Source organism: Streptomyces apricus, from assembly GCF_008369065.1.
GTDB lineage: Bacteria > Actinomycetota > Actinomycetes > Streptomycetales > Streptomycetaceae > Streptomyces > Streptomyces apricus.
The window spans coordinates 777,046-792,520 of the sequence record NZ_VDFC01000040.1 but is presented as its reverse complement, the minus strand read 5'-3'; the positions used below and the strand labels follow the sequence as shown (position 1 = coordinate 792,520).

Genomic DNA, 15,475 nt, shown 5'->3' with positions numbered 1-15,475 from the left:
GCCGCAGAGCCCGCAGCAGCCGCAGGGCGTCAGCCTGGGCATGCCCCAGCTGCCCGCACCCGACTACCCGGCCGACGTGCGCGCCCGGCTGGAGGCGGACGCGCGCGAGATCGTCGCCCGCTACCCGGACTCCCGCTCCGCGCTCCTGCCGCTGCTGCACCTCGTGCAGTCCGAGGAGGGCCACGTCACGCGCACCGGGCAGCGGTTCTGCGCGGAGGTGCTCGGCCTCACCACCGCCGAGGTGACCGCGGTCGCGACCTTCTACTCCATGTACCGCCGCAGGCCGAGCGGCGACTACCAGGTGGGCGTCTGCACCAACACGCTGTGCGCGGTCATGGGCGGCGACGCGATCTTCGAGGCGCTCCAGGAGCACCTGGGCGTCGGCAACGGGGAGACCACCGGCGACGGCAAGGTCACCCTGGAGCACATCGAGTGCAACGCGGCCTGCGACTTCGCGCCCGTCGTGATGGTCAACTGGGAGTTCTTCGACAACCAGACCGTGGAGAGCGCCAAGGGCCTCGTCGACGACCTGCGCGCCGGGACCCAGGTGCAGCCCACCCGCGGCGCGCCCCTGTGCACCTTCAAGGACACCGCCCGCATCCTGGCGGGCTTCCCCGACGAGCGCCCCGGCGCGGTCGAGGCGAGCGGCCCGGCGGGCCACGCCTCGCTGACCGGCCTGCGGCTGGCCAAGGGGGAGACGGGCCCCGCGCGCGTGGTGCACCCGCGCGGCTCCCAGGTCCCCGGCGCCTCCGGCGCCTCGGAGTCCTCCGGGCCCTCCGGTTCCTCCCGAGACGGGGCGCCGCACGACCCGTCCCCGACCGAGCACCTCAGTTCGCACGACGCGCCGCAGGACACGGCGGCCTCCGACCCGGCCCACCCGGCCGGGCCCGCCGCCGAGGAGGGGGAGTGATGACGTTGTCCACTCAGTACGGGGACGCCTCCCCGTCCGGGACCGGCGGGGAGAACAGCCCCGAGAAGCTGCTCGCGCCGGTGCTGTCGTCCTTCTGGGACGAGGACCGGTCCTGGTCGCTGGACGTGTACCGCAGGCACGAGGGGTACGAGGGCCTGCGCAAGGCGCTCGCCATGTCGCCGGACGACCTCATCGCGTACGTGAAGGACTCCGGTCTGCGCGGCCGCGGCGGCGCCGGCTTCCCCACCGGGATGAAGTGGCAGTTCATCCCCCAGGGCGACGGCAAGCCCCACTACCTCGTCGTCAACGCCGACGAGTCGGAGCCGGGGACCTGCAAGGACATCCCGCTCCTGTTCGCCAACCCGCACAGCCTCATCGAGGGCATCGTGATCGCCTGTTACGCGATCCGCTCCTCGCACGCCTTCATCTACCTGCGGGGCGAGGTCGTCCCCGTGCTGCGGCGGCTGCACGAGGCCGTGCGCGAGGCGTACGAGGCGGGCTACCTCGGCGAGGACATCCTCGGCAGCGGACTCGACCTCCAGCTCACCGTGCACGCGGGCGCCGGCGCGTACATCTGCGGTGAGGAGACGGCGCTCCTCGACTCGCTCGAAGGCCGCCGTGGCCAGCCGCGGCTGCGTCCCCCCTTCCCCGCGGTCGCGGGTCTGTACGCCTGCCCCACTGTGGTGAACAACGTCGAGTCCATCGCGTCGGTTCCCGCGATCCTGAACAAGGGCAAGGAGTGGTTCCGCTCGATGGGCAGCGAGAAGTCCCCGGGCTTCACGCTCTACTCGCTCAGCGGCCACGTCACCAGCCCCGGCCAGTACGAGGCCCCGCTCGGCATCACGCTGCGCCAGCTCCTCGACATGAGCGGCGGCATCCGGGCCGGGCACCGCCTCAAGTTCTGGACGCCGGGCGGCTCCTCGACCCCGATGTTCACCGACGAGCACCTCGACGTCCCCCTGGACTACGAGGGAGTGGGCGCCGCCGGTTCCATGCTCGGCACGAAGGCGCTCCAGTGCTTCGACGAGACGACCTGCGTGGTGCGGGCCGTCACCCGGTGGACCGAGTTCTACGCCCACGAGTCCTGCGGCAAGTGCACGCCCTGCCGCGAGGGCACCTACTGGCTCGTGCAGCTGCTGCGCGACATCGAGGCCGGCAAGGGACAGATGTCCGACCTCGACAAGCTGAACGACATCGCCGACAACATCAACGGCAAGTCCTTCTGCGCCCTCGGCGACGGCGCGGCCTCGCCCATCTTCTCCTCCCTCAAGTACTTCCGCGAGGAGTACGAGGAGCACATCACGGGCCGCGGCTGCCCCTTCGACCCCGCGAAGTCGACGGCCTGGGCGGACCAGGACAAGCACACGGAGGTGAACGCATGACCGTGACCACGAGCGCTCCCTCCGGAGGCGGGGAGGCGGCGGTCCCGCCGGAGGATCTCGTCTCGCTGACCATCGACGGCGCCGAGATCAGCGTGCCCAAGGGCACCCTGGTCATCCGCGCCGCCGAACAGCTCGGCATCGAGATCCCCCGCTTCTGCGACCACCCGCTCCTCGACCCGGCCGGCGCCTGCCGCCAGTGCATCGTCGAGGTCGAGGGCCAGCGCAAGCCCATGGCGTCCTGCACGATCACCTGCACGGACGGCATGGTCGTCAAGACGCACCTCACCTCCCCGGTCGCCGAGAAGGCCCAGAAGGGGGTGATGGAGCTCCTGCTCATCAACCACCCGCTGGACTGTCCCGTCTGCGACAAGGGCGGCGAGTGCCCGCTGCAGAACCAGGCGATGTCGCACGGCCACGCGGAGTCCCGCTTCGAGGGGAAGAAGCGGACGTACGAGAAGCCCGTCCCGATCTCCACCCAGGTGCTGCTCGACCGCGAGCGGTGCGTGCTGTGCGCCCGCTGCACCCGGTTCTCCAACCAGGTCGCGGGCGACCCGATGATCGAGCTGATCGAGCGCGGCGCGCTCCAGCAGGTCGGCACCGGCGAGGGCGACCCCTTCGAGTCGTACTTCTCCGGGAACACCATCCAGATCTGCCCGGTCGGGGCGCTCACCTCGGCGGCGTACCGTTTCCGTTCGCGCCCCTTCGACCTGGTCTCCTCGCCGTCGGTGTGCGAGCACTGCTCGGGCGGCTGCGCGACCCGCACCGACCACCGCCGCGGCAAGGTCATGCGGCGGCTCGCGGCCAACGACCCCGAGGTCAACGAGGAGTGGATGTGCGACAAGGGGCGGTTCGGCTTCCGGTACGCGCAGCAGCGCGACCGGCTGACGACGCCCCTGGTGCGCGGCGCGTCCGGTGAACTGGAGCCCGCGTCCTGGCCCGAGGCCCTGGAGGCCGCGGCGCAGGGGCTGCTGGCGGCCCGCTCCCGGGCCGGCGTCCTCACCGGCGGCCGGCTGACCGTCGAGGACGCCTACGCGTACAGCAAGTTCGCGCGGGTGGCCCTCGACACGAACGACATCGACTTCCGCGCGCGCGTGCACAGCGCCGAGGAGACGGAGTTCCTGGCCGCCCGCGTCGCCGGACGCGGCCGGGACCTCGACGGCACGGGCGTCACGTACACCGCGCTGGAGAAGGCGCCCGCGGTCCTGCTCGCCGGGTTCGAGTCCGAGGAGGAGGCGCCCGGCGTCTTCCTGCGGCTGCGCAAGGCCTGGCGCGGACACGGCCAGCGGACCTTCTCGCTGGCCACGCACGTCACCCGCGGCCTGGAGAAGGCGGGCGGCACGCTGCTGTCGGCCGCCCCCGGCACCGAGACCGAGTGGCTGGACGCGCTCGCCTCCGGAGTCGGCCTGGAGGACGACGGGGCGCGGGCCGCCGAGGCGCTGCGCGCCGAGGGCGCCGTGATCGTCGTCGGTGAACGCCTGGCCGCCGTGCCGGGCGGACTGACCGCCGCCGTACGGGCCGCCACCGCCACCGGCGCCCACCTGGTGTGGATCCCGCGTCGGGCCGGGGAGCGCGGCGCCCTGGAGGCGGGCGCGATCCCCTCGCTGCTGCCCGGCGGCCGCCCGGCCACCGACCCGCGCGCGCGGGACGAGGTCACCCAGGCCTGGCGGATCGCGGCGCTGCCGCACCGGCACGGCCGCGACACCGGCCAGATCGTGGAGGCCGCCGCGACCGGCGAACTCTCCGCGCTCGTCGTGGCGGGCGTCGAGGTCGCCGACCTGCCGGACCCCACGCGCGCGCGTACCGCCCTGTCCGAGGTGGGCTTCCTGGTGTCGCTTGAGCTGCGCCCCAGTGAGGTCACCGCGCACGCGGACGTCGTCCTGCCGGTGGCCGCGGTCGCCGAGAAGGCGGGCACCTTCCTCAACTGGGAGGGCAGGGCGCGGCTCTTCGAGGCCGCCCTCAAGCCCGACCAGATGACCCGCCGGGTGGCGCCCACCGACGCGCGGGTCCTGCAGATGCTGGCCGACGCCATGGACGTGCACCTGGGCCTGCCGGACCTACGCACCGTGCGCCTGGAGCTGGACCGGCTCGGGGCCTGGGACGGCCCGCGGGCCGCCGGGCCCGTGGCGGGGGCGGCCGGGACGCCGCGGCCCGCCGCCGGGGAGGCCGTGCTCGCCGGGCACCGGCTGCTGCTCGACCAGGGGCGCCTCCAGGAGGGCGACGAGGCGCTGGCCGGCACCCGGCACGCCGCCCACGCGCGCGTGTCGCCCGCCACGGCCGCCGAGGCGGGCGTCAAGGACGGCGACACGCTGGCCGTGACCGGGCCCGCCGGATCGGTCGAACTCCCGCTGCGGATCACGGAGATGCCCGACCGCGTGGTCTGGCTCCCGCTGAACTCCACCGGGGGAGGCGTCGCCTCGGACACGGGCGCGACCCCTGGCGCACTCGTCCGCATCGGACCGGCGACGCTCGCCGCCGAGGCTCCCCAGGAGGTGGAGGCATGATGTCGGACCTCGCCGCGCCGGCGTACCTGGCCGCGGAGGACCTCTCGGTGTTCGGCCGCGACGTGTGGTGGCTGGTCGTCATCAAGGCGGTCTTCTGCTTCGCCTTCCTGATGATCACCGTGCTCTTCTCCATCGTGTGGGAGCGCAAGGTCGTCGCCTGGATGCAGCTGCGCATCGGCCCCAACCGGCACGGCCCCTGGGGCATGCTCCAGTCGCTCGCCGACGGCGTGAAGCTGATGCTCAAGGAAGACCTGATCGTCAAGCGCGCGGACAAGGTGGTGTACGTCCTCGCGCCGATCGTGGCGGCCATCCCGGCCTTCATGGCGATCGCGGTGATCCCCTTCGGACCGGCCGACAACCAGATCTCGATCTTCGGCCAGCGCACCACGATGCAGCTCACCGACCTGCCGATCGCGATGCTCTACATCCTCGCCGTCGCCTCGGTGGGCATCTACGGCATCGTCCTCGCGGGCTGGTCCTCCGGCTCGACGTACCCGCTGCTCGGCGGCCTGCGCTCGTGCGCGCAGATGATCTCCTACGAGATCGCCATGGGCGCCGCGTTCGCGTCGGTGTTCCTCTACTCGGGCTCGATGTCGACCTCGGAGATCGTGGCCCAGCAGGAGGACCGCTGGTTCGTGGTCCTGCTGCCGGTGTCGTTCCTCATTTACATCGTGACGATGGTCGGCGAGACCAACCGCGCCCCGTTCGACATGCCGGAGTCCGAGGGCGACCTGGTCGGCGGCTTCAACACCGAGTACTCGTCCATCAAGTTCGCGCTGTTCATGCTCGCCGAGTACGTGAACATGGTGACCGTCTCGGCGGTCTCCGTGACGCTCTTCCTGGGCGGCTGGCGGGCCCCCTGGCCCATCAGCACCTTCTGGGAGGGCGCGAACCACGGCTGGTGGCCGATGCTCTGGTTCGTCGTCAAGGTGCAGCTGCTGCTGTTCTTCTTCATCTGGCTGCGCGGCACGCTGCCCCGCGTGCGCTACGACCAGCTGATGAAGCTCGGCTGGAAGGTCCTGATCCCGGTCTCCGTGGTCTGGCTGATGCTCGTCGCGACCGTGCGGACGCTGCGCAACGAGAACTACGACTTCGCCGACATCGCCCTGTACGTGGGCGGCGGCGTCCTGGTCCTGCTGCTGCTCTCCTTCGTCGCCGACATGTTCCGCGAACGCGGCGAACGCAAGGACGCCCGGGAGGAGTCGCAGGAGCCCACCGCCTTCGACCCGATGGCGGGCGGGTTCCCCGTACCGCCGCTGCCGGGACAGGAGCTGCCGCCGGTGCCCCGGCGCCGCCCGCGCCGCGAGCGGGAGCTGGTTGTCAGTGGCGGACCCGATACTGACAGTGACGGATCCGACGGAACGCGTGACGGAAAGGAGGCGTCCGATGGCCGATGAGCAGAAGGGGACCACACCCGGTTTCCAGAATCCCGTCGCAGGCTTCGGCGTGACCTTCAAGGCCATGTTCAAGAAGCGGCTGACCGAGCAGTACCCGGAGCAGGAGAAGACCACCGCCCCGCGCTTCCACGGCCGGCACCAGCTCAACCGGCATCCGGACGGCCTGGAGAAGTGCGTCGGCTGCGAGCTGTGCGCCTGGGCCTGCCCCGCCGACGCCATCTACGTGGAGGGCGCGGACAACACCGAGGAGGAGCGCTACTCCCCGGGCGAGCGGTACGGGCGCGTCTACCAGATCAACTACGCCCGCTGCATCCTGTGCGGCCTGTGCATCGAGGCGTGCCCCACGCGCGCGCTGACGATGACCAACGAGTTCGAGCTGGCCGACAGCAGCCGCGCCAACCTCATCTACACCAAGGAGCAGCTGCTCGCCGGTCTGGAGGAGGGCATGGTCGACTCGCCGCACTCGATCTTCCCGGGCACGGACGAGCAGGACTACTACCGGGGTCTGGTCACCGAGGCCGCGCCGGGCACGGAGCGCCAGGTCGCCGTCTCCCGGGGCGAGGTCCCGCAGGAGGCCGCGTCGACCTTCGGCGGGGACGAACCGGCGTCGGAGCAGGTGATCGGCCGATGAGCGCGCAGCTCGCCGCCCACTCCGGGTCGTTCGCCGCCGACGCCGGCTCCTCCCTGGCGGCGTACTCGACCTCCACCGGCGAGGCCTTCCAGTTCTGGATCCTCGGCACCGTCGCGGTGATCGGCGCCCTGTGCACCGTCTTCATGAAGAAGGCCGTGCACAGCGCGCTCTGCCTCGCCGGGACCATGATCGTCCTGGCGGTGTTCTACCTCGCCAACGGGGCGTACTTCCTGGGCATCGTGCAGGTCGTCGTCTACACCGGCGCGATCATGATGCTGTTCCTCTTCGTGGTCATGCTCGTCGGCGTCACCGCGGCGGACTCCCTGAAGGAGACCATCAGGGGCCAGCGCTGGCTGGCCCTGCTGTGCGGCCTCGGCTTCGGGATCCTGCTGTGCGCGGGCATCGGCAACGCCTCGCTGTCGGAGTTCAACGGCCTCGCGCAGGCCAACTCCGGCGGCAACGTGGAGGGTCTGGCCGCCCTCATCTTCACGAAGTACGTCTTCGCCTTCGAGATCACCGGCGCCCTGCTGATCACCGCCGCCGTCGGCGCCATGGTGCTCACCCACCGCGAGCGCACCGAGCGGGCCAGGACCCAGCGCGAGCTGGCGCAGGAGCGGGTGCGCGCCGGCAAGCAGCTCCCGCCGCTGCCCGCCCCCGGCGTCTACGCCCGGCACAACGCGGTGGACATCGCCGGTCTCCTCCCGGACGGCACCCCGTCCGAGCTGACCGTCATCGGCACGCTGCGCGAGCGCGGCCAGATCCGTGACGTGTCGGACGAGGCCATCAAGGACCTCAAGGCACTGGAGCAGCGGGCCGGGGAGCGGCTCGGCCGCGACGGCCGGGCAGAGGAGGCCGCGAAGTGAACCCCGTCAACTACCTGTACCTCGCAGCCCTGTTGTTCACGATCGGCGCCACCGGCGTACTGATCAGGCGCAACGCGATCGTGGTGTTCATGTGCGTGGAGCTGATGCTCAACGCCTGCAACCTCGCGTTCGTGGCCTTCTCCCGCATGCACGGCAACCTCGACGGCCAGATCATCGCCTTCTTCACGATGGTCGTCGCCGCCGCGGAGGTCGTGGTCGGGCTCGCGATCATCGTGTCGCTGTTCCGTTCCCGCCACTCGGCCTCGGTCGACGACGCCAGCCTGATGAAGCTGTAAGGGGTCGCTGCAATCGTGGAGAATCTGATCGCGCTGCTGGTGGCAGCGCCTCTGCTCGGAGCGGCCGTACTGCTGTGCGGCGGCCGGCGGCTCGATGCCGTCGGCCACTGGATCGGCACGGTCCTGGCGTCCGCCTCCTTCGTGATCGGCGCGATCCTCTTCGCCGACATGCTGGGCAAGGACGTCGAGGACCGGGCCGTCGGCCAGCACCTGTTCAGCTGGATCCCCGTCGAGGGCTTCCAGGCGGACGTCGCCTTCCAGCTCGACCAGCTGTCGATGACGTTCGTGCTGCTGATCACCGGCGTCGGCTCGCTCATCCACGTGTACTCGATCGGGTACATGGAGCACGACGAGCGCCGCCGCCGCTTCTTCGGCTATCTGAACCTGTTCCTCGCGGCGATGCTGGTGCTCGTCCTCGCCGACAACTACCTGCTGCTGTACGTCGGCTGGGAGGGCGTGGGCCTCGCCTCGTACCTGCTCATCGGCTTCTGGCAGCACAAGCCCAGCGCCGCCACCGCCGCGAAGAAGGCCTTCCTGGTCAACCGCGTCGGCGACATGGGCCTGTCGATCGCCATCATGCTGATGTTCACCACCTTCGGGACCTTCGCCTTCGGGCCGGTCCTGGAGGCCACCGGTGAGACGGGCGAGGGCAAGCTCACCGCCATCGGCCTGATGCTGCTGCTCGCCGCCTGCGGCAAGTCCGCCCAGGTGCCGCTGCAGTCCTGGCTCGGGGACGCGATGGAGGGCCCGACCCCGGTCTCGGCCCTCATCCACGCCGCGACCATGGTGACCGCGGGCGTGTACCTGATCGTCCGCTCCGGCGAGATCTTCAACGCCGCGCCGGACGCCCAGCTCGTCACCACGGTCGTCGGAGCGGTCACGCTGCTGTTCGGTGCGATCGTCGGTTGCGCCAAGGACGACATCAAGAAGGCGCTCGCCGGTTCGACCATGTCGCAGATCGGCTACATGATCCTCGCGGCGGGCCTGGGCCCGATCGGCTACGTCTTCGCGATCATGCACCTGGTGACGCACGGCTTCTTCAAGGCCGGGCTCTTCCTCGGCGCCGGCTCGGTCATGCACGGCATGAACGACGAGGTCGACATGCGGAAGTACGGCGGCCTCAGGAAGTACATGCCGGTCACCTTCGTGACGTTCGGCCTCGGCTACCTCGCCATCATCGGCTTCCCGGGCCTGTCCGGCTTCTTCTCCAAGGACAAGATCATCGAGGCCGCCTTCGCCAAGGGCGGCACCGAGGGCTGGATCCTCGGCGGCGTGGCCCTGCTGGGCGCGGCCATCACCGCGTTCTACATGACGCGCGTGATGCTGATGACGTTCTTCGGGGAGGAGCGCTGGCGCAACCGGCCGACCGCGTCCCCGGCCGAGTCGGACGTGGAGCCGGCCGCCGAGCACCAGGGCGCCCACGCCGAACCGCACCCGCACGAGTCGCCCAGGTCCATGACGATCCCCATGATCGTGCTGGCCTTCGGCTCGGTCTTCGCGGGCGGCTTCTTCGGCATCGGCGACCGCTTCCTGCACTGGCTGGAGCCCGTCACCGAGCACTCCCACGGGCACCCGCCGATCGGCGCGACGGCCATCACGCTCTCCACGGTGACCGTCATGGTCGTCGGCGTCGGCCTGGCCTGGCTCCAGTACGGGCGCCGTCCCGTCCCGGTGGTCGCCCCGCGCGGGTCCCTGCTCKCCCGGGCCGCCCGCCGCGACCTCCTCCAGGACGACTTCAACCACGTCGTCCTGGTGCGCGGCGGCGAGCACCTCACCCGCTCCCTGGTGTACGTCGACCACACCCTGGTCGACGGGGTCGTCAACGGCACGGCGGCCTCGATGGGCGGTCTCTCCGGACGGCTGCGCAAACTGCAGAACGGCTACGCGCGCTCGTACGCCGTCTCGATGTTCGGCGGTGCGGCGATCCTCATCGCCGCGACCCTGCTGATGAGGGCGGTCTGATACCGATGTCCTTTCCTCTGCTGACAGCGACGGCGGCCCTCCCGGCGATCGGGGCGATCGCCACGGCCGCCGTGCCGGCCGCGCGCCGCACCGCGGCCAAGTGGCTGGCGCTGCTGGTCTCGCTGGCCACCCTGGTCCTCGCCGTCGTGGTCCTGGTCCGCTTCGACCCCGACGGCGACCGCTACCAGCTCACCGAGTCGCACTCCTGGATCAAGGACTTCGGGGTGCGGTACGAGCTGGGTGTCGACGGCATCGCGGTGGCGCTGATCGCGCTGACCGCCCTGCTGATCCCGTTCGTGATCCTCGCGGGCTGGCACGACGCCGACCCGCTGGAGACCCGCAGCAGCCGGTGGCGGCCGACGCAGGGCTTCTTCGCCCTGATCCTCGGCGTCGAGGCGATGGTGATCATCTCCTTCGAGGCCACCGACGTCTTCCTCTTCTACATCTTCTTCGAAGCCATGCTCATCCCGATGTACTTCCTCATCGGCGGCTTCGGGGACCGGGCCCACGCGGGCTCGGACGAGCACGCGGCGGCCCAGCGCTCGTACGCCGCGGTGAAGTTCCTCCTCTACAACCTGGCCGGCGGCCTGATCATGCTGGCCGCCGTGATCGGCCTCTACGTGGTGGCGGGGAACTTCTCGCTCCAGGAGATCGCCGAGGCCCGGGCCAACGGCTCGCTGGACATGGCGACCAACACCGAACGGTGGCTGTTCCTGGGCTTCTTCTTCGCCTTCGCGGTGAAGGCGCCCCTGTGGCCGCTGCACACCTGGCTGCCCAACGCGATGGGGGAGTCCACCGCCCCGGTCGCCGTCCTGATCACCGCGGTGGTCGACAAGGTCGGCACCTTCGCGATGCTCCGCTTCTGCCTCCAGCTCTTCCCGGAGGCCTCGAAGTGGGCGACGCCCGCGATCCTCGTGCTGGCCCTGATCAGTATCGTCTACGGGGCGCTGCTCGCGGTCGGCCAGCGGGACATCAAGCGCCTGGTGGCGTACGCGTCGATCTCCCACTTCGGCTTCATCATCATGGGCATCTTCGCGATGACCAGCCAGGGCCAGTCGGGCGCCACGCTCTACATGGTCAACCACGGGATCTCGACCGCCGCGCTGATGCTGGTGGCCGGCTTCCTGATCACCCGGCGCGGTTCGCGTCTGATCGCCGACTACGGAGGGGTGCAGAAGGTCGCCCCGGTGCTCGCGGGCACCTTCCTGATCGGCAGCCTCGCGACGCTGTCGCTGCCCGGACTCGCCCCGTTCGTCAGTGAGTTCCTGGTATTGGTCGGCACGTTCGCGCGCTACCCGGTGATCGGGATCATCGCCACCTTCGGCATCGTGCTGGCCGCGCTCTACACGCTCGTCCTCTACCAGCGCACGATGACGGGCCCGGTGAAGCCCGAGGTCTCGGCCATGCCCGACCTCAAGGTGCGGGAACTGGTGGTGGTCGCCCCGCTGATCGCCCTGCTGATCTTCCTCGGCGTCTACCCCAAGCCCCTGACCGACATCGTCAACCCGGCGGTCAAGCAGACCATGTCCGACGTACACAAGAAGGACCCGAAGCCCGACGTGGAGGCCGCCAAGTGAGCGCAACAGCCGTCCACAGCCTGTGGACAACGGCGGCCGATCCGATCCAGAAGATCGACGCGCCGAACATCGAGTACGGGCAGCTGTCGCCCACCCTGATCGTCATCGGGGCGGCGGTGGTCGGCATCCTGGTCGAGGCCTTCGTGCCCCGCCGGTCCCGCTACTACGTCCAGGTGTTCGTCTCCGTCGTCGCCCTCGCCGCCGCGTTCGCCGCGGTCGTCGGGCTCGCGGCGAGCGGGTACGGCACCACCAAGGCGGGCATCGCCGCGATGGGCGCCGTCGCGGTCGACGGACCCGCGCTCTTCCTGCAGGGCACCATCCTGCTGGCCGGCGTGCTGGGGGTGTTCACGTTCGCCGAACGGCGCCTGGACCCGGTGGCGCACGGCAACCGCGTCGACTCCTTCGCCGCGCAGGCCGCCTCCGTGCCGGGCAGCGACAGCGAGAAGGCCGCGGTCAAGGCCGGGTTCACCACCACCGAGGTGTTCCCGCTGCTGCTCTTCGCGATCGGCGGCATGCTGGTCTTCCCGGCCGCCAACGACCTGCTGACGCTGTTCATCGCGCTGGAGGTCTTCTCGCTGCCGCTCTACCTGCTGTGCGCCGTGGCCCGCCGCAAGCGGATCATGTCGCAGGAGGCCGCGGTCAAGTACTTCCTGCTGGGCGCCTTCGCCTCCGCGTTCACCCTCTTCGGCATCGCCCTGCTCTACGGCTACGCCGGCTCCGTGTCGTACGCGACGGTCGCCCAGGTCGTCGACGGCACGGTGCAGACGGTGAACCCGGCGCTCGCCGGCACCATGGGCAACGACGCGCTGCTGCTCATCGGCGGGGCGATGGTCGTCATGGGCCTGCTGTTCAAGGTCGGCGCGGTGCCGTTCCACATGTGGACCCCGGACGTCTACCAGGGCGCGCCGACCCCGGTGACCGGCTTCATGGCCGCCGCGACCAAGGTGGCCGCCTTCGGCGCGCTGCTGCGGCTCCTGTACGTCGTCCTGCCGGGCCTGCGCTGGGACTGGCGGCCGGTGATGATGGGCGTCGCGGTCGTCACCATGCTGGGCGGCGCGATCGTCGCGATCACCCAGACCGACATCAAGCGCCTCCTCGCGTACTCGTCGATCGCGCACGCGGGGTTCATCCTCGCGGGTGTCATCGCGACGACCCCGGACGGCGTCTCGTCGGTGCTGTTCTACCTGGCCGCGTACTCGTTCGTGACGATCGGCGCCTTCGCGGTGGTCACCCTGGTGCGGGACGCGGGCGGCGAGGCCACCCACCTGTCCAAGTGGGCCGGTCTGGGCCGCAGGTCGCCGCTGGTGGCGGCCGTGTTCGCGGTCTTCCTGCTGGCCTTCGCGGGCATCCCGCTGACCTCCGGGTTCGCGGGCAAGTTCGCGGTGTTCAAGGCGGCGGCCGAAGGCGGCGCGAGCGCGCTGGTCGTGGTCGGTGTGATCTCCTCGGCCATCGCGGCGTTCTTCTACATCCGCGTGATCGTGCTGATGTTCTTCAGCGAGCCGCGTCCGGAGGGACCGACGGTCGCCGTGCCGTCGCCCCTGACGATGACGGCGATCGCGGTCGGGGTGGCGGTCACACTGGTGCTCGGTGTGGCGCCGCAGTACTTCCTCGACCTGGCGGGACAGGCGGGCGTCTTCGTCCGCTGACCCCGGCCGCCGCGGCGGCGCGACCCCCGGGCCCGGCTCCTCATGGAGCCGGGCCCGGGGTTTTTCCGCTTCCGCCGGGGGCCGCGTTCCGTGCGCATCCGGTCGCATCCTGTGGATAACTCCGGGGCTGTCGGTGCGGACCCCTATCGTGGACGCAGCGGTCGAGGCACGGGGTTCGAGCAACGAGGTACGGGACGATGGGCGGGACGGGTGTGATGACAGAGGTGGCGGAGAGCGAGGCGCTCGCGACGCTCCACCGGGTCTTCGGGTACGAGGCCTTCCGCGGCGAGCAGGAAGCCGTCATCGAGCACGTGGTGGACGGCGGGGACGCCGTCGTCCTGATGCCGACCGGCGGCGGCAAGTCGCTCTGCTACCAGATCCCGGCGCTCGTCAGACCGGGCACCGGGGTGGTGGTCTCGCCCCTCATCGCCCTGATGCAGGACCAGGTGGACGCGCTGCGGGCGCTCGGCGTGCGCGCCGGGTTCATGAACTCCACGCAGGACTTCGACGAGCGGCGCACGGTCGAGGCCGAGTTCCTCGCGGGCGAGCTGGACCTGATCTACCTCGCGCCGGAGCGGCTGCGCCTGGAGTCCACGCTGGACCTCCTCAAGCGCGGGAAGATCTCCGTCTTCGCCATCGACGAGGCGCACTGCGTGTCCCAGTGGGGCCACGACTTCCGCCCCGACTACCTGGCGCTGTCCCTGCTGGGCGAGCGCTGGCCGGACGTGCCGCGGATCGCGCTGACCGCCACGGCCACGCACGCGACGCACCGGGAGATCACCGAGCGCCTGGGCATGCCGGACGCCCGGCACTTCGAGGCCAGCTTCGACCGGCCCAACATCCAGTACCGGATCGTGCCCAAGGCCGACCCCAAGAAGCAGCTGCTCGCCTTCCTGAAGGAGGAGCACCCGGGCGACGCGGGCATCGTGTACTGCCTCTCACGCAACTCGGTGGAGAAGACGGCCGAGTTCCTCGCCCGCAACGGCATCGCGGCGGTGCCGTACCACGCGGGCCTGGACGCGGGCACCCGCGCCGCCCACCAGGCGCGGTTCCTGCGCGAGGACGGCCTCGTGGTGTGCGCGACCATCGCCTTCGGCATGGGCATCGACAAGCCGGACGTCCGGTTCGTCGCCCACCTCGACCTGCCCAAGTCCGTCGAGGGCTACTACCAGGAGACGGGCCGCGCGGGCCGCGACGGACTGCCCTCCACGGCCTGGATGGCCTACGGCCTGAACGACGTCATACAGCAGCGCAAGATGATCCAGTCGAGCGAGGGCGACGAGGCGTTCCGTCGCCGGGCCGCCGCGCACCTGGAGGCGATGCTCGCCCTGTGCGAGACCGCCCGGTGCCGGCGCGGCCAGCTGCTCGCCTACTTCGGCCAGGACCCGCAGGCCGAGGCGTGCGGCAACTGCGACACGTGCCTGGTGCCGCCGGAGACCTGGGACGGCACGGTCGCCGCCCAGAAGGTGCTCTCCACCGTGGTGCGGCTGCAGCGCGAGCGGGGGCAGAAGTTCGGGGCGATGCAGATCGTCGACATCCTGCTCGGCAGGAAGACGGCCAAGGTCATCCAGTTCGACCACGACCAGCTGTCCGTGTTCGGCATCGGCGCGGAGCTGGACGAGGGCGAGTGGCGCGGCGTCGTACGGCAGATGCTGGCCCAGGGCCTCCTCGCCGTGGAGGGCGCGTACGGGACGCTGGTGCTGACCGAGGCGAGCGGGACCGTGCTGCGGCGCGAGCGGGAGGTGCCGCTGCGCAAGGAGCAGCCGAAGCCGGCGGCCGCCCGCGGCTCGTCGGGCTCCTCCGGCTCCGGCCGGGCCGAGCGCAAGGCCAAGGCGGCGGCCGCGGCGGCCGAGATGCCGCAGGAGCTGCAGCCCGCCTTCGAGGCGCTGCGCGCCTGGCGGGCCGGCCAGGCCAAGGAGCAGGGCGTCCCGGCGTACGTCATCTTCCACGACGCCACGCTGCGGGAGATCGCCACGCTGTGGCCGTCCTCCGTCGAGGAACTGGGCGGCATCAGCGGGATCGGCGAGAAGAAGCTCGCCACGTACGGAGAGGGCGTCATCGGCGTCCTCGCATCCCTGGACCGCCCGGCTCCGAACCCCGCCCCCGAACCGGAACGGGAACACCGCAGCACCGGCGACCCCGACCTCCACTGGCCGGAAACGGAACCGGACCCAGAACCGGAGGACTGGGCCTAGCACCCGGCTGAGGGCGCCCCGCTGGGGGCGCCCCGTCAGGGGCGCGGGGAACTGCGCGCCCGACCCGAGCGGGCCCGCACCCGGCACACGACCCCAGGCCCGACCCACCCAGGGG

The 15,475-nt window shown here is 71.0% G+C and carries 11 protein-coding genes; all 11 read left to right on the top strand.

Translation table 11 applies throughout. The features are described from left to right. Positions 1–40: 40 nt before the first annotated feature. The 11 genes from nuoE (at position 41) to recQ (ending at position 15,360) form a co-directional block, all read left to right on the top strand. Entirely contained in the window at positions 41–910 is an 870-nt protein-coding gene (gene nuoE, locus FGF04_RS16570) for an NADH-quinone oxidoreductase subunit NuoE (RefSeq protein WP_149512309.1), read from the top strand. Beyond that, positions 910–2,292 (top strand): NADH-quinone oxidoreductase subunit NuoF, encoded by a 1,383-nt coding sequence (gene nuoF / locus FGF04_RS16565; protein WP_149512042.1) that lies wholly within the window; start codon positions 910–912, stop codon positions 2,290–2,292. The genes nuoE and nuoF overlap by 1 nt, the downstream gene beginning before the upstream one ends. Then, complete coding sequence (locus FGF04_RS16560) at positions 2,289–4,793, top strand: NADH-quinone oxidoreductase subunit G (RefSeq protein ID WP_149512041.1); 2,505 nt, start codon at positions 2,289–2,291, stop codon at positions 4,791–4,793. The genes nuoF and FGF04_RS16560 overlap by 4 nt, the downstream gene beginning before the upstream one ends. Then, positions 4,793–6,190: an NADH-quinone oxidoreductase subunit NuoH gene (nuoH, locus tag FGF04_RS16555; RefSeq protein ID WP_149512308.1), complete on the top strand. Its 1,398-nt coding sequence runs from the start codon at positions 4,793–4,795 to the stop codon at positions 6,188–6,190. The genes FGF04_RS16560 and nuoH overlap by 1 nt, the downstream gene beginning before the upstream one ends. Continuing rightward, positions 6,180–6,821: an NADH-quinone oxidoreductase subunit NuoI gene (gene nuoI / locus FGF04_RS16550; RefSeq protein WP_149512040.1), complete on the top strand. Its 642-nt coding sequence runs from the start codon at positions 6,180–6,182 to the stop codon at positions 6,819–6,821. The genes nuoH and nuoI overlap by 11 nt, the downstream gene beginning before the upstream one ends. Beyond that, positions 6,818–7,684 (top strand): NADH-quinone oxidoreductase subunit J, encoded by an 867-nt coding sequence (locus tag FGF04_RS16545; protein ID WP_149512039.1) that lies wholly within the window; start codon positions 6,818–6,820, stop codon positions 7,682–7,684. The genes nuoI and FGF04_RS16545 overlap by 4 nt, the downstream gene beginning before the upstream one ends. Continuing rightward, entirely contained in the window at positions 7,681–7,980 is a 300-nt protein-coding gene (nuoK, locus tag FGF04_RS16540; protein ID WP_004927567.1) for an NADH-quinone oxidoreductase subunit NuoK, read from the top strand. The genes FGF04_RS16545 and nuoK overlap by 4 nt, the downstream gene beginning before the upstream one ends. A gap of 15 nt (positions 7,981–7,995) precedes the next feature. After that, complete coding sequence (gene nuoL, locus FGF04_RS16535; RefSeq protein WP_149512038.1) at positions 7,996–9,942, top strand: NADH-quinone oxidoreductase subunit L; 1,947 nt, start codon at positions 7,996–7,998, stop codon at positions 9,940–9,942. Between the two features lie 5 nt (positions 9,943–9,947). Next, on the top strand, positions 9,948–11,519 hold the full coding sequence (locus FGF04_RS16530) for an NADH-quinone oxidoreductase subunit M (protein WP_149512037.1): 1,572 nt from the start codon (positions 9,948–9,950) through the stop codon (positions 11,517–11,519). After that, the gene (gene nuoN, locus FGF04_RS16525) at positions 11,516–13,165 is read left to right on the top strand and encodes an NADH-quinone oxidoreductase subunit NuoN (RefSeq protein ID WP_149512036.1); all 1,650 of its coding nucleotides are present in this window, start codon (positions 11,516–11,518) and stop codon (positions 13,163–13,165) included. Before FGF04_RS16530 ends, nuoN begins: the two co-directional genes overlap by 4 nt. 197 nt (positions 13,166–13,362) lie before the next feature. Continuing rightward, complete coding sequence (gene recQ, locus FGF04_RS16520) at positions 13,363–15,360, top strand: DNA helicase RecQ (RefSeq protein ID WP_149512035.1); 1,998 nt, start codon at positions 13,363–13,365, stop codon at positions 15,358–15,360. The last annotated feature ends 115 nt before the right edge of the window (positions 15,361–15,475 follow it).

Excerpts from the sequence above, each read along its gene's own strand:
- nuoE (WP_149512309.1), top strand. The coding sequence starts at position 41 with ATGCCCCAGCTGCCCGCACCCGACTACCCGGCCGACGTGCGCGCCCGG.
- nuoI (WP_149512040.1), top strand. The coding sequence starts at position 6,180 with ATGGCCGATGAGCAGAAGGGGACCACACCCGGTTTCCAGAATCCCGTC.
- FGF04_RS16545 (WP_149512039.1), top strand. The coding sequence starts at position 6,818 with ATGAGCGCGCAGCTCGCCGCCCACTCCGGGTCGTTCGCCGCCGACGCC.
- recQ (WP_149512035.1), top strand. The coding sequence starts at position 13,363 with ATGGGCGGGACGGGTGTGATGACAGAGGTGGCGGAGAGCGAGGCGCTC.
- nuoF (WP_149512042.1), top strand. The coding sequence starts at position 910 with ATGACGTTGTCCACTCAGTACGGGGACGCCTCCCCGTCCGGGACCGGC.
- FGF04_RS16560 (WP_149512041.1), top strand. The coding sequence starts at position 2,289 with ATGACCGTGACCACGAGCGCTCCCTCCGGAGGCGGGGAGGCGGCGGTC.
- FGF04_RS16530 (WP_149512037.1), top strand. The coding sequence starts at position 9,948 with ATGTCCTTTCCTCTGCTGACAGCGACGGCGGCCCTCCCGGCGATCGGG.
- nuoH (WP_149512308.1), top strand. The coding sequence starts at position 4,793 with ATGTCGGACCTCGCCGCGCCGGCGTACCTGGCCGCGGAGGACCTCTCG.